The organism is Microbacterium sp. SSM24 (genome assembly GCF_025989145.1).
Classification (GTDB): domain Bacteria; phylum Actinomycetota; class Actinomycetes; order Actinomycetales; family Microbacteriaceae; genus Microbacterium.
This window is the reverse complement of sequence record NZ_JAPDNQ010000001.1, coordinates 1,029,184-1,043,755: the sequence shown is the minus strand read 5'-3', so window position 1 is coordinate 1,043,755 and position 14,572 is coordinate 1,029,184. Positions and strand designations below refer to the sequence as shown.

Sequence of the window (14,572 nt, the reverse complement as noted above, 5' to 3'; positions counted from 1 at the left end):
CATCGGGACACGGTCGTCGAGGACATGAGGGAGATGACATGACAGAGAAGTCATTCACCACGACGGACGGCGCGGTGCTGCGCTACCTCGACGAGGGCGCCGGCCGCACGGTTGTCCTCGTGCACGGCCTCGGGTGCAATCGCGCGCACTGGGAGTTCCAGCGGCAGCCCCTGGTGGACGCCGGCTTCCGCGTCATCATTCCGGACCTGCGGCTGCACGGCGAGTCGGACCGGCCCGCGTTCGGGCATCGGGTGTCGCGCCTTGGTCAGGATCTGTCCGAGCTGATGGATGCGGAGAACCTCACCGAGGTCGCGCTCATCGGACACTCCCTCGGCGTGTCGGTTGCCCTGGCGTACGTCAGCCTCGCGGGCACGCGTCGGCTCTCGCATTTCGTCGCAATCGATCAGACGCCGCGCATCGTCAACGACGCATCGTGGGAGTGGGGCGTTCGCGAGGTCAGGTGGGAGGCGCTGGAGGATCAGCTTGCCGGGCGGACGCCGTGGGGCGACCCGGGCCGAGAGCCCGCGATGCCGGCAGAGGTCGCTGAGATGGTGAGCGCTGCGGGCGCATTCCAGAGCTTCACCGAGGAGCCCCTGCGTCGACTCGCCCTCGACCATTTCGTCTCCGATTGGCGGGACGCCGTCACTTTGCTCGACGTTCCCACCTGGGTGGTGACAGGTGCGCTCTCCCCGTCCTTCCCGGTCGAGAGCATGCACTGGTTCGCCGACAGCGCCCGCCACGGCACGCTGAGCATCTACCCGAGCAGCGGTCACTGTCCCCACTGGAACGAGCATCGGGAGTTCAACGACGACCTGATCGGATTCCTCGCCGCCTGACACGTGCGTGCTCCCGGCAGCCAGGTGCGCCTACGCCCAGGTGCCCTCAGCGGCAGATGAGCCGTCTGCGGCCACCTCGGACAGCATGGCGACCGTCGCCTCGGTCGTGGCGATCGTGGCGATGTTCGTCAGTGCATAGCCGAGTGCGACCCGCTGCCAATCCGCGTTGATGCTGGAGGTGGCATCCGAGACCACCGTCACTGCATACCCGAAGTCGGCGGCGTCGCGCGCCGTGTGCTCGACGGCCATGTTGGTCCATACGCCCACGATGATCACGTCCGTGACCCCGAGATTGCGCAGCATCACGTCGAGAGCGCTGCCGTGGAAGGCGCTCATGCGCACTCGATCGAGAACGATCTCGTCCTCGCGAAGGTCCAGCCCGTCGACGATCTCGGCGCCCCAGGTCCCGAAGCGCAGGCTCTCCGGGCCGATCATGCGGAAGATGGGCGCGTTCGATCCCCCGACACCCGCAGGCTCGGGGTACGAGACGATGCGGTTGTGGAAGATCGGAGCGCCTGCCGCCCGCGCGGCGGCCAGAACCGCGCGGACGTTCGCGACCACGTTCTGATCGATCGCATGCTGGGCAGCGCCCGACGACGCGAACGCTCCGTCGTGGTGAAGGTTGTCGTTCTGCATGTCGATCACCAGGACGGCGGTGGTCGATCGAATGGATGCTGTCGGCATGGTGTTCCCTGTTCTGCTTTCGCCTGTTCGTCAGAAGACGATGACCGGCTTGACGGTGACGCCGTCCTTGGAGTCGGCGAAACCTTGATTGATCTCGCTGAGCGAGTAGTTGGAGACGAGCCGCTCAAAGGGGAACTGGCCCGCCTTCCAGAGCTCGATGAGCTGGGGGATGAACACCTGGGGAACGGAGCTTCCCTGAACGACGGTCTTGAACGTCCATCCGCGCACCAGCGACGCGCCGATCTCGAATGCGACCTCGGTGCCGGGGCGGGCTGCCCCGACGAGGGCGATGGTGCCGCGCACCGCTATCGCATCCGCTGCGTGCCGGAGAAGCTCCGGACGCCCGGTGGTGTCGACGACGTAGTCGACCCCGGCATCGTTGGTGATCTCCAGGAGGCGCGCCTCCACGTCCTCGGTGAGCGAGTTGATCGTGTGGGTGGCCCCCAGTTCCAGCGCGAGCTCGAGGCGAGAATCGTGGATGTCCACCGCGACGATGATGGCGCAGTGCGCCACACGCGCGGCCATGACTGCGGCACTGCCGACAGCCCCGGTGCCGAACACCGCGAGCGAGCTGCCGATCGCGGGGCGGAGCTCGTTGAGCACCGTGCCCGCGCCCGTGTTGATGCCGCACCCGAGAGGGCCGAGGTGCTCGAGCGGAACGGTGGGGTCCACTCGAACGACAGACTCTTCGACCACGTTCGCGAAGGTTGCGAACGACGACTGCCCGAAGAAGTGCGACGCGATGACCTCGCCGGACTTGCTCAGGGCGGAGGTGCCGTCATTGCGCCGGCCGCCGAAGTCCGCGGCGAACAGGTTCTCGCAGTACGCCATCTCGCCGTTGCGGCACCGCCGGCAGTGGCCGCAGTATGCGGCGGCGAGGACGACGTGATCACCGGGCGCGACCGAGGTCACCGACGCACCGATCGCCTCCACCACGCCTGCGCCCTCGTGTCCGAGTACCGCTGGCAGCGGCGTGGGGTACATCCCGTCGCGCACGATCGCGTCGGTATGACAGATGCCGGTCGCCACGAGCCGGACGCGGACCTCGTTGTCGCGGAGGTCGTCCAGCTCGAGCTGTTCGATGGTGAATGGTGCGCCGTGCTCGCGAGCGACGGCAGCGGTGATCTGCATGGGTGTGCCTCCCTGGGAAATCGGACGGAATCAGGCTGTGGGACGAGAGGAGCGGCGTGCTCGCCGCGCGCGGCCGGCGCGCGAGCCTCGCCCTCGGATGAGGGTGGTGTATGCGCGTAGCAGCTGCGGCACGAGGACATAGACCGCCAGGGGGACGACGACCGCGGTCAGGATGAGCGCCCGCAGCAGGGGGTTCCAGTCGTGCGCTGCCCACGCCATGATCGACATCCCGGCAGCGACCAGCGGAAAGATGGCGCACCAGGTGACGACGGCGCGGACATGCACCGACGCCACCCCCGCCGGCCGATGATGTTGCGAGTCCGTCTCATCGGCCGCGAAGGCTCGTCCGTCATGCTCCATACGATCTCCAATCGTTCAGTTGGAGATTCTATTCCCGACATCGAGTCCGCGCAGTCGCTACCATCGCGACGTGGCGTGGGATACGGAGCGGACGCGTCGACTGCTGTTGGATGCGGCGTCGGCCGAGTTCGCCGCGCATGGGCCCGCGGGCGCGAGGATCGAAGAGATCTCCCGCCGTGCGGGTGTGAATCGCGAACGGATCTACTCGTACTTCGGCAGCAAGGCCGTGCTGTTCGAGACCGTTCTCGCACAGCGACTCGACGCCGCACTCGACGCCGTCTCCGTGAGCGGGGTGGGCGCGGCGGGCGTCGGAGACTTCGCGGGTCGATACTTCGACGCGATCGCGGCCGACCCGGATCTCGCGAGGCTGGTGGCGTGGGAGGGCCTCGAAGGGACGGAGATCGTCGCGCTCGCGGAGCGTTCGCGGCGCGCAACACGCGTTGTCGACGAGATCATGTCCGCGCTGCCGGGTGTGGAGCGAGGGGCTGCGCAGGAACTCTTCGTCACGATCGTGACACTGTGCCACGCCTGGCATGTGATGCCGAATCTCTCCCGCGTCATTGCGGACGGCGACCTCGATGACGGTCGCCGGCGTGGTTCCGTTATGCTGCACGCGCGCGCTGTCGCGTCCTCGCTCGCTACGGCGCGCACCGGGCAGTAGTCCGTCTTTGTATAACAAGTTCTTGATGTTCGACCACATTCTGTTGCATGATGGACGGATATACAGGACGGATAATCAATGACGATTCGTGTTGCCTGCGTCGGTGGCGGACCCGGCGGGCTGTTCTTCTCCACCCTGCTCAAGCGCGCTCGGCCCGACATCGAGGTCGTGTTGTTCGAGCGAAACCAGCCGACGGATGCGTTCGGCTTCGGGGTCGTGTTCTCGGACCGCACGCTGCAGAAGATCGATGAGGCGGATCCGGTCCTTCATACAGCGCTCGAGCGCGAGGGCGTTCATTGGGAGTCGATCAGCGTGCGGCTCCGAGGCGAGAGCTTCACGTTCGCGGGGAACGGCATGGCGGCGATCCATCGGCGCGTGCTCCTCCGTTTCCTCCAGGAGGCGTGCGCCGACGCCGGAGTCGAGATGCGCTTCGGGGAGGAGGCTCCTCCGCTCGACGAACTCCGTTCGACATTCGATGTCGTCGTCGCGGCTGATGGAGCGAACTCCCGCATCCGTGAGGACCTCGCCGCTCATCTTCACTCCGAGATCGAGACCGCGGACGCCAAGTTCATCTGGTTCGGCACGACCCATCAGTTCGACGGCCTGACGTTTCTCCACCGGCGAGGAGAGCACGGCAACTTCGCCGCCCATGCCTACCCCATCGGCCAGGGGCTGAGCACGTTCATCGTCGAGACGGACGAATCGACCTGGCGCGGCGCAGAGCTCGACGGGTTCGACATGTCCACGCCGCCGGGCGCGTCCGACGACGTATCGCAGCACTATCTGCGCACGCTCTTCGCGGACGACATCGACGGCGCCCCGCTGGTGGCCAACAATTCGCGATGGGGCAATTTCCGCACTCGCCGGACTGCTCACTGGCATCGGGGCAACGTGGCGCTGCTCGGCGACGCCGTCCACACGGCCCACTTCTCGGTCGGCTCGGGTACGAAGATGGCGATGGAGGATGCGGTCGCCCTCGCCGAAGCGATCGCAGCCTCGCCCGGCGACCTCGACACGGCGTTCACCTCGTACGAGTCCGAGCGGCAGCCGGACGTCGCGCGGATACAGTCGGCCGCGGCACCGAGCCTGAGCTGGTGGGAGCACTTCTCCTTCTATTACGACGCGCTGAAGCCGCTCGACTTCGCCTTCCACTTCTTCTCCCGCAGCATCGACATCGAGCGGGTTCGGCGCCGCGACCCCCGTCTCGCCGACACCGTGACCGACTCCTGGCTGAGAGAGCACGGCGCTCCTCCGCTCACGAGCCCGCTCCGCGCGGGCGCCGCAACGCTCAGGGGGAGAGGCTTGCTGGTTCGAGATCATCACGGACGGAAGACGGTCGAAGACACCGCGGGCTCAGCGCTCACCATCGGTGAGGACGTCCTCGTGGTCACGGCACCGCAAGAGAGCCATCTGGCCGCGGCGGTGCCGATCGAACCCGGGGCTGATGCCGTGCTCATCGTCGGTGGCAGCGCGTTGAGTCGCAACCTGGTCTCGGAGCGGGCGCGCCTGAAGTACGGCATCCCGTCGATCATCTTGGACGACGACCTCGACGATGCTGGTGCGGCAACCCTGATCCTCTCCGGTCGGGCTGACGCGATCGCGCGAACCGAGGCCGCCGATGTCGTCGTCTGATCTTGGCGCGCTCTTCGAGCCGCGAGGAGTCGTCGTCGTCGGTGCATCGACGAGTCCGGACAAGCTGGGTCATGCGATGGCCCAGTCGCTCGAGTCGTATCCCGGAGGCGTCCGCCTGGTCAATGCCAAGCCCGCGCCGGGGATGTTTGGATCCGTGGCCGACGCCGTGGGCGCTTCCTCCGGGATCGACCTCGCAGTGATGTGCGTGCCGGCCCCGGTGACGGCGAGCGCGCTGCGAGAGAGTGCGGACGCCGGTGTCCGGGCGGCGCTCGTGTGCGCAGGCGGATTCGCGGAGGTGGGCGGGCTGGGGCTCGACTATGCGAACGATGTCGATCGTGTCGTGGCGGAGACGGGTATCCGCGTGCTCGGCCCCAATACCTCCGGGTTCTTCGTGCCGGGGTCATCCCTGTTCGCCAGCTTCGTTCCGGGCGTGCGCGAGTTCGGGCCGGGTTCTGTCGCCGTGGTCGCCGCCAGCGGCGGCATCAACCACGTGCTGTCGTTCGGTCTGCAGCAGGAGGGAGCGGGTGTGAGCCTCGGTGTCGGGCTGGGCGCAGGTCAGGACGTCACCGCTCCCGACGTGCTGCGCTACCTGGTCGGTCACGAGCAGACGCGAGCTGTCATCCTCCATGTCGAATCGATTCCCGACGGCAGGGAGCTCATGGAGGCGGTCGCTCAACTCGCCGCCGTCAAGCCGGTGGTCGCGCTGATCGTCGGACGCAGCGACGTCTCCGAGTTCGCGAGATCCCACACCGGGGCCCTCACGACGTCGTGGCGGACGGCACGGTTCCTCCTGCGGCAGGCCGGCGCGATCATGGTGGACGACGAGTCGCACGCCGTCGCCGCGGCCATCGGACTGTCTCGAGGCCGAGCTCGCGCGAACCGTTCCTCGGGTGTCGGCCTCGTCACCGCGCAGGCAGGACCGGGTCTGATCATCGCGGACGGTCTCCTCGACGGCCATGCCCGTCTACCGCAGCTCTCCGGCTCCACGCGCGCACGACTGAGCGAGCTCCTCCCACCGCTGACCTATCAGGACAACCCCGTCGACACGGGCCGTCCGGGGGACACCTTCGCCCAGGTCGTGGGCGCGGTCGGCAGTGATCCCGGAATCGACGTCGTCGGCGTCTACGCGATCACCGAGCCGGTCGTCGATCTGCCGCGCTCGGTGGCCGCGAGTGGTACTCCTGCGTCGAAGCCGATCATCGTCGCCGTCGACGGCACTCTCGCCGACGTGAGCCTCGCGCGGGAGTCCGCACGCAATGCCGAGGTCGCGATCGTGCGGGGGCCGACCGCACTCGCGCGGGCGCTCGCCGCCGTCGTCGAGGATGCTCGCCTGCAGGCGGTCACGGCCGACCCCTCGCCCGCTGTGCACGTCCCCCTGCCCGAGCCGGAAGGTGGCTGGGGCGGCGAGTGGGACGAGGTCCGCGCGAAGGACCTGCTCGACTCTCTCGGGATCCCGACACCGGCACGATCGCGGTGCGGCACCCGGGACACGGCCCAGGCGGCCCTCCGCGCGCTGGATCGCCCTGTCGCCGTCAAACTCGTCGACGCGACCGTGATGCACAAGAGTGACATCGGCGGCGTCGTGCTCGGCGTCGACTCGGCGACGGCGATGGATGAAGCACTGAGCGCCCTGGAGGCGCGGGGAGCGGTCGAGTTCCTCGTCGAGGAGATGGCTGCGCCCGGGATCGAGCTGGTCGTCGGCGCCCGACACGACGATGTCTTCGGTCCCGTGGTCGTGCTCGGCCTGGGCGGGGTCGCCACGGAGGTATTGGGTGATGTCTCGATCCGCTCCGCGCCCGTGCATCCGGCCGCCGTCGCCGACATGATCGACGACCTCGCCACGGCGGAGCTCTTCGACGGGCACCGCGGCGCGCCGCCGATCGACCGACGCGCACTCGGCGAGATCGTCGCGACCATCGGCAGACTGGTGGCGAGCGGGAAGGTGTCCGAAGTCGAGATCAACCCGCTGCGTGCCACCTCACACGGACTCATCGCATTGGACGCTGTCGTCCTTCCTGCGGTAGTGGGCAAGAACGGAACCGAAGGTGACTGAGACATCGGATATCACGCCGTGGCCACCGCTGGACGTCGCGCGCTACCGCGCGCTCGGCATCTGGGAGGGACGGCCCCTCGGCGAATACGTGCTGGACGCAGCGGACGCGCGCCCCGAGAAGGTCGCCGTCGTGAGCGGGGACACGCGCCTCACGTACGCCGACCTGATCGCGCGCATGGACGAGGGGGCGGAGCGTCTCCTCTCGCTCGGCATCGAACCCGGCGATCGGGTCCTCGTCCAACTGGCGAATGACTGGCCGTTCATCGTCTTCACCCTCGCGTGCTTCCGGGCGGGCATCGTGCCCGTGATGGCGCTGCCCGCACACAGATCCCACGAGCTCACCTATCTCGCCGGGCACTCGGATGCGGTGGCGCTCGTGGTGCCGTCGGTGATCAAGGACTTCGATCATCAGTCGCTTGCGGAGCAGATCGCGCAGCAGACGCCGTCGGTCCGAATGATCCTCGTCGACGGCCCACCGCGAGGCGACGCCCTCGACCTGCGGCATCTGCTGCGCACCGAGGGTGACGACGGGGTGCGCGCGCGCATGGATGACCGGCGGCCGGATCCCGATTCGCCCGCGTGCTTCCTGCTCTCGGGCGGCACCACAGGCCTTCCCAAGCTCATCGTCCGCACTCACAACGACTACGCGTACAACGTCCGCGCCACATCCCGGGTGACCGGCGTCGACGAGAAGACCGTGTACCTCGGAACGCTGCCTGCGAGCCACAACTTCCCGCTCGCCTGTCCGGGCGTGCTGGGGGCCCTCTTCGCAGGCGGGACGAGCGTGATGCTCCCCAGCCCTGAGCCCACTCGCGCCTTCGAGGCGATCGAACAAGAGGGTGTGACCCTCGCGGCTGCCGTTCCCGCCGTCGCGCAGAGGTGGATCGAATACCAGCGCGAGCGTGGTGGCGCTGCGCCCGCGAGCCTCCAAGTGCTTCAGGTGGGAGGCTCGCGGATGCCTGACGAACTCGCCGCTCGCGTCAAGCCCGAGCTCGGGGCCACCCTGCAGCAGGTGTTCGGGATGGCTGAGGGTCTCATCAACATGACCAGACTGGACGATCCCGAAGACGTCATCGTCACCACGCAGGGCAGGCCCGTCTCGGACGAGGACGAGATCCGCGTCGTCGACTCGTCCGGGCGGGATGTGCCCGATGGCACGCGCGGTTCCATCCTGACGCGTGGGCCGTACACGCCGCGAGGCTACTTCCGGGCGGCCGAGCACAACGCCAGGGCGTTCGTCGACGGGTGGTACAGCTCAGGCGACATCGTCGTGCGACGTCCGGACGGCAACCTCGTGGTGCACGGCCGCGACAAGGACATCATCAACCGCGGCGGCGAGAAGATCTCCGCTGAGGAGGTTGAGAACATCGTGTATCGGCTGCCGTCCGTGGATCTCGCCGCGGCCGTGAGCATGCCCGACCCGGTGCTGGGCGAGCGACTCTGCCTCTTCGTCACGCTCCTCTCGTCCGAGGAGCTGAGCCTCGAGAACCTCCGCGAGTTCATGACGTCGCAGGGTCTCGCCGCGTTCAAGCTGCCTGAGCGACTCGAGGTCGTCTCCTCGCTCCCGCTGACCAAGGTGGGGAAGATCGACAAGCGCGCGCTGCGCGAGGTGATCGCGGAGAAGCTCACGGCGATCGGGTGAGCGGCGGCCTACGATGGGCACGCCGTCACCAAGGAGGGCAATGCTGATGAAACCGCGCGCGCTGATCCTCGACATCTTCGGGGACTATCTGAGATACGTCGATTCCGAAGTCAAGGCCGGAGATCTGGTCACCCTGCTCGGCGTGCTCGGCGTGGAGCCGGCAGCGACACGGATGACCCTCTCCCGCCTCAAGCAGGAGGGATGGTTCACAACGCGAAAGGTCGGACGTGAGACGATCTACCGGCTGAGCGATCACCTGCTCGAGATTCTGGACGAAGGCAGGTCCCGTATCTTCGCCGAGTACGAGGAGGACTGGGACGGCTGGTGGACCCAGGTCGTGTTCCAGACGCCCGAGTCGGACCGCACGGTGAGGGAGCAGGTGAAGAAGCAGCTGGCGTGGCTCGGCTTCGGCCCTCTGACTCCTTCCACATGGCTGTCGCCCCGAAACGCGAAGGCGGATGCCCTCAAGCTGCAGGCCGAGTTCGCCACGGCCACGATCGACGTGCTGGCCAGCCGCACCGACGACCCTGCCCGTGACCGCGCGCTCGTCGCACGGTGCTGGGACCTCTCGCTGCTCGAGACCGACTACCGGGAGTTCATCGAAGGGCACCGCGACCTCCTGCAGTCTGCTCCGACCCTGGAGGGGCCGTCAGCGCTCGCCGTGCGCACCGAGATCGTCAGCACGTACCGGCACTTCCCGTTTCGCGATCCGTCTCTGCCGGTCGCGCTGCGCCCGGACGGATGGTCGGGTGCAGAGGCGCACGACCTGTTCCTCGCGGTCCATCGAGCCCTCGCCGGGGCGGCCGTGGCCTACGTGAGCGAGGTCGTCGGGATGGCCGTGGAAACCACCGAACTGCGCACTCAAAACATGTAACACACTTTCTCGCATCAACGTGTTATCGTTACACCGGAGCCGCCCGACGGCGACGACGATCTCCTGTCAAAGAAGACGAAGGGACACCCGATGCAGACCCAACTGATCATCGACAACGAAGCGCGTGGAGCACGGGAGGGCCGCACTTTCTCGCGGACGAACCCGCTCACGGGAGACGTTGTCACCGAGGGAGCGGCGGCAGACGTCGACGACGCGATCGATGCCGTCGAGTCGGCGTCCAAGGCGTTCGAGTCGTGGTCCCAAAGCGGACCGACCGAGCGCCGAACGATCATGCTCAAGGCCGCGGACATCATCGAGGCACGCGCGGGCGAGTTCATCCAGACGATGATGTCCGAGGTGGGAGCGGCACAGCTGTGGGCGGGCTTCAACGTCTTCCTGACCGCGCAGCTCTTCCGCGAAGCCGCCGGTATCGCCACGCAGATCCAGGGCGAGACGCTGCCCACCGACAAGCCGGGCACGCTGTCGATGACCGTTCGTCAGCCCGTGGGCGTGATCTTCAGCATGGCGCCGTGGAACGGTCCCGGAGTGCTCGCCGCGCGAGCGATCGCGTATCCCATCGTGTGCGGCAACACGGTGGTCTTCCGCGCGTCCGAGACCAGCCCGCGCACTCACGCGATCATCGCGGAGGTGCTGCACGAGGCCGGAGTGCCCGCCGGAGTGCTGAACTTCCTCACGAGCAGCCCCGACGACGCCGACCGCGTCGTGGACGCCATTATCGCCCACCCGGCCGTGCGCCGTGTGAACTTCACCGGTTCCACGCCGGTCGGCCGGATCATCGCGCAGAAGGCAGCACGACACCTCAAGCCGGCGCTGCTCGAGCTGGGCGGCAAGGCGCCCCTTGTCGTGCTCGACGACGCCGACATCGACGGCGCTGTGAACGCGGCGGTCTTCGGTTCGTTCATGTACCAGGGCCAGATCTGCATGTCGACCGAGCGGTTCGTCGTCGATGAGAAGGTCGCGGACGAGTTCGTCGAGAAGTTCACCGCCCGAACGCGTGAATTGATCAGCGGAGACCCGCTCGCCGACCCGAACGTCGTGGTCGGTCCCATGGTGCGCCCCGAGTCGGGGAGTCGCATCAACGGGCTCATCGACGATGCCCTCGCGAAGGGTGCCGATGTGACGGTCGGAGGCCGTGCCGACGGCGCGTCGATGCCGGCAACGATCGTCGACAACGTCAAGCCCGACATGGCGATCTACGACCAGGAGACGTTCGGCCCGATCACCACCGTCGTCCGCGTCTCCGGCGTCGAAGAGGCGGTTCAGGTCGCGAACGACACCGAGTACGGTCTCGCCGCTGCTGTGTTCGGACGCGACGTCAGCCGCGCGCTCGCGGTGGCGAACCGCATCCAGGCTGGTCACGTCCACGTCAATGGATCCACTGTCCAGAACGAGGCCCAGGCTCCGTACGGCGGGACGAAGGCGAGCGGCTACGGGCGTTTCGACGGTCGTGCGGTGATCAATGAGTTCACCGAGCTCAAGTGGATCACGATCGAGCCGTCCGACCAGCAGTACCCGTTCTGAACCCGCCTTTCGACAGGAGACAGTGAAGTCTGATGAGTATGACTGTGACGGCCGCCGTTGCGCGCGAAGCGGGGGCCGACCTCGTGATCGAGCAGCTCGAGCTCGACGACCTGCGACCGAACGAAGTCCTGGTGCGCATGGTCGCGACCGGTGTGTGCCACACCGACGCGATCGTGCGCGATCAGGTCTACCCCACGCCGCTTCCGGCCGTGCTCGGCCACGAGGGCGCCGGCGTCGTGGAGAAGGTCGGGAGTTCCGTGCGCACCGTGCAGCCCGGAGACCATGTGCTTCTGGCTGCCGCGTACTGCGGCTACTGCTCGCGGTGCCGGTCGGGTCAGATGGCCTACTGCGAGAACCTCTTCGCCGCTGATTTCGCCGGTCGACGAGCCGACGGCACCACCGCGCTGAGCCGCGACGGTGAAGTCATCTCGTCCCACTTCTTCGGCCAGTCCTCGTTCGCGACCTACGCGAATGTGGTCGAGGAGAGCGTTGTGCGCATCGACGCGGATGTGCCGCTCGAGATCGTCGCTCCGCTGGGGTGCGGCATCCAGACCGGCGCCGGATCGATCTTGAACGAGCTGAAGCCCGCCCTCAACAGCACGCTGGTCGTCATCGGCACGGGTGCCGTTGGCGCAGGGGCGATCATGGCGGGCAAGGTCGCCGGGTGCAGTCGCATCATCGCGGTCGACATCCATGACGACCGACTCGCTCTCGCGAAGGAGATCGGGGCGACCGACACCATCAACACGCGGGAGAACGACCTCACCGAGGAGATCATGCGTCTCACCGGTGACGCGGGTGCGGATTACGTCCTTGACACGACGGCGCGACCCGAGCTGCTGCGGAAGGCCGCCGACGGCCTCGGCCTCCGTGGAACCCTCGCCCTCGTCGGAGCGGCTGCTCCGGGTACCGAGGCCACCTTCGAGATCGGGTTGTCCCTGGTGAAGGGCTGGACGTTCAAGACGATCATCCAGGGTAGCTCGGTCCCGCAGGTGTTCATCCCGAAGCTCATTGAGCTGTGGCGCGACGGCCGCTTCCCGATGGACAAGCTGATGCGCAACTACGATCTCGCCGACATCAATCAGGGATTCGCGGATTCGGCGGCCGGGACGACGGTGAAGCCGGTCGTCGTCTTCTAGCAAGACCCGGGCGGGATCCGGCGTCGAGCACGTCGGATCCCGCCCGCACCATGTCCGGACCCCCGCGGGGGCCGCGTACAGCAGAGAGGAACCACCCGTGCAGCAGATGGACGGCGCAGCCGACACCCCCGAACTCGAACAGCTCTACCGGGACTTCGACGCGAACGGCCTCGCGCCGCTGTGGACGCAGAGGGACGACCTCATGCCCTTCACCCCTGCTCCGGTGGCGCGACCTCATGTCTGGAGATGGAAGACCCTCTTCGACATCGCCGAGCGTTCCGGCGAGTTGGTGCCCGTGGGCCGTGGTGGCGAGCGGCGCGCGATCGGGCTGGTCAACCCCGGCCTGCCCGGCACCGCCTACGCGACTCCCACGCTGTGGTGCGCGATCCAGTACCTGGGCGGATTCGAGACCGCCCCCGAGCACCGCCACAGTCAGAATGCGTTCCGCTTCGTGGTCGAGGGCGAGGGCGTGTGGACCGTGGTCAACGGTGATCCGGTGCGGATGAGCCGCGGTGACCTGCTGCTCACGCCCGGCTGGCACTTCCACGGTCACCACAACGACACCGCCGAACCCATGGCGTGGATCGACGGCCTCGACATCCCGTTCTCCAGCTACACCGACGTCGGATTCTTCGAGTTCGGCGCCGAGCGGGTGACCGACGAGGCCTCGCCGGAGATCTCGCGATCCGAGCGACTCTGGGCTCATCCTGGCCTGCGTCCGCTGTCGGTGCTCGACGACAAGACCAGCTCACCGCTTGCCGCGTACCGGTGGGAGTATACGGATGCGGCGCTCCGCGAGCAGTTGAAGCTCGAGGATGAAGGGTATCCGGCGACCGTCGACCAGGGGCACGCAGCGATCCGGTTTGTGAACCCGACGACCGGTGGCGATGTGATGCCGACCATCCGGTGCGAGTTCCACCGAGTTCGCGAGGGATCCGAGACGCCGCTTCGCCACGAAGTCGGATCTTCGGTGTGGCAGGTGTTCGACGGGCGGGGATCGGTGATACTCGGCGATGTCGAGCACCGGCTCGAGAAGGGCGATCTCTTCGTCGTGCCCAGCTGGGTTCCCTGGTCGCTTCGTGCCGAGACCGAGTTCGACCTCTTCCGCTTCAACGATGGCCCCATCATCGACCGCCTGGGTTTCTCCCGGGTGTACATCCCGAGTAAGGACGAGATCTGATGCGCCTGGCAACACTCCGAGTGGACGGCGCGACCGTCGCGGTCCGACTGGATGACGATACAGCCGTCGAGATCGACGGAGTCGCGGACGTCGGAGCGCTGCTGCAGCGCCCCGACTGGACGGACGTGGCTGCGTCGGCATCAGGCCGCGTCCACGACGCTGAGACTCTCGCGCGCGCGGCATGGGCCCCGGTGATCCCCCAGCCCGGCAAGATCGTCTGCGTCGGGCTGAACTATCGCAATCACATCCTCGAGATGGGCCGGGAGCTCCCCGAGTTCCCCACGCTGTTCGCGAAGTACCCCGAGGCGCTCATCGGCCCCTATGACGATCTCATGCTGCCGTCTCACGCCGCCGACGCCGTCGACTGGGAGGCCGAACTCGCCGTCGTCGTCGGAAGGGCCGTGCGCAACGTCGACGAGAGCGAGGCGGCGGCGTCGATCGCGGGCTTCTCGATCATGAACGACGTCACGATGCGCGACTATCAGTACCGAACCCCGGAGTGGTTCCAGGGCAAGACCTTCGAAGCCACCGCACCTTTCGGCCCCGTCCTCGTCACTCCTGACGAGTTCGAGCCGGGCGGGATCCTGAGCGCGGAGGTCGACGGCGAAGTGGTGCAGAAGACTCCCACCGACGACCTCGTCTTCGGGCCCGCCGCGCTCATCTCCTACATCTCCCAGATCTTCACGCTGCAGCCGGGCGACGTGATCGCGACGGGCACGCCGGGAGGCGTCGGACACGCCCGGAAGCCCCCGCGATACCTTCGGCCCGGCTCGACCCTCGTCACCGCGGTCGAGGGTATCGGGACCTTGCGGAACCGAGTGATCGCGAGCTCGTGAGC

13 protein-coding genes are annotated in these 14,572 nt (G+C 67.4%); 10 read left to right on the top strand and 3 right to left on the bottom strand.

Annotated elements, in window-relative coordinates; all coding sequences use genetic code 11:
* Positions 1-38: 38 nt before the first annotated feature.
* On the top strand, positions 39-836 hold the full coding sequence (locus OL358_RS04855) for an alpha/beta fold hydrolase (protein ID WP_264708814.1): 798 nt from the start codon (positions 39-41) through the stop codon (positions 834-836).
* A gap of 30 nt (positions 837-866) precedes the next feature.
* On the opposite strand, the gene OL358_RS04850 is transcribed toward OL358_RS04855, so the two are convergent.
* Genes OL358_RS04850 through OL358_RS04840 form a run of 3 tightly spaced genes read right to left on the bottom strand, consistent with a single transcriptional unit; the run spans position 867 to position 2,945 of the window.
* A complete protein-coding gene (locus OL358_RS04850) occupies positions 867-1,520 on the bottom strand; it encodes a cysteine hydrolase family protein (protein ID WP_264708813.1) in 654 nt (217 codons plus the stop codon).
* Between the two features lie 30 nt (positions 1,521-1,550).
* Positions 1,551-2,651 (bottom strand): NAD(P)-dependent alcohol dehydrogenase, encoded by a 1,101-nt coding sequence (locus tag OL358_RS04845; protein ID WP_264708812.1) that lies wholly within the window; start codon positions 2,649-2,651, stop codon positions 1,551-1,553.
* Positions 2,652-2,681: 30 nt separating this feature from the next.
* Complete coding sequence (locus OL358_RS04840; RefSeq protein WP_264708811.1) at positions 2,682-2,945, bottom strand: hypothetical protein; 264 nt, start codon at positions 2,943-2,945, stop codon at positions 2,682-2,684.
* A 136-nt stretch (positions 2,946-3,081) separates the two neighbouring features.
* Here OL358_RS04840 and OL358_RS04835 point away from each other — a divergent pair, with 136 nt between their 5' ends.
* The 9 genes from OL358_RS04835 to OL358_RS04795 all read left to right on the top strand — a co-directional run bounded on the left by OL358_RS04835 (position 3,082) and on the right by OL358_RS04795 (position 14,570).
* Entirely contained in the window at positions 3,082-3,672 is a 591-nt protein-coding gene (locus OL358_RS04835; RefSeq protein ID WP_264708810.1) for a TetR/AcrR family transcriptional regulator, read from the top strand.
* A gap of 78 nt (positions 3,673-3,750) precedes the next feature.
* A complete protein-coding gene (locus OL358_RS04830; RefSeq protein WP_264708809.1) occupies positions 3,751-5,304 on the top strand; it encodes an FAD-dependent monooxygenase in 1,554 nt (517 codons plus the stop codon).
* Entirely contained in the window at positions 5,291-7,357 is a 2,067-nt protein-coding gene (locus OL358_RS04825; protein ID WP_264708808.1) for an acetate--CoA ligase family protein, read from the top strand. The genes OL358_RS04830 and OL358_RS04825 overlap by 14 nt, the downstream gene beginning before the upstream one ends.
* Positions 7,350-8,999 (top strand): (2,3-dihydroxybenzoyl)adenylate synthase, encoded by a 1,650-nt coding sequence (locus tag OL358_RS04820; RefSeq protein WP_264708807.1) that lies wholly within the window; start codon positions 7,350-7,352, stop codon positions 8,997-8,999. The genes OL358_RS04825 and OL358_RS04820 overlap by 8 nt, the downstream gene beginning before the upstream one ends.
* Positions 9,000-9,039: 40 nt before the next feature.
* A complete protein-coding gene (locus OL358_RS04815; RefSeq protein WP_264708806.1) occupies positions 9,040-9,873 on the top strand; it encodes a PaaX family transcriptional regulator C-terminal domain-containing protein in 834 nt (277 codons plus the stop codon).
* Positions 9,874-9,963: 90 nt separating this feature from the next.
* Positions 9,964-11,415, top strand: a complete 1,452-nt coding sequence (locus OL358_RS04810; RefSeq protein ID WP_264708805.1) for an aldehyde dehydrogenase — start codon at positions 9,964-9,966, stop codon at positions 11,413-11,415.
* Between the two features lie 32 nt (positions 11,416-11,447).
* Positions 11,448-12,554: an NAD(P)-dependent alcohol dehydrogenase gene (locus OL358_RS04805; protein WP_264708804.1), complete on the top strand. Its 1,107-nt coding sequence runs from the start codon at positions 11,448-11,450 to the stop codon at positions 12,552-12,554.
* A 106-nt stretch (positions 12,555-12,660) separates the two neighbouring features.
* Positions 12,661-13,734, top strand: coding sequence for a cupin domain-containing protein (locus tag OL358_RS04800; RefSeq protein WP_264710236.1), 1,074 nt, complete (start codon positions 12,661-12,663; stop codon positions 13,732-13,734).
* Positions 13,734-14,570: a fumarylacetoacetate hydrolase family protein gene (locus OL358_RS04795; RefSeq protein WP_264708802.1), complete on the top strand. Its 837-nt coding sequence runs from the start codon at positions 13,734-13,736 to the stop codon at positions 14,568-14,570. Before OL358_RS04800 ends, OL358_RS04795 begins: the two co-directional genes overlap by 1 nt.
* Positions 14,571-14,572: the final 2 nt, after the last annotated feature.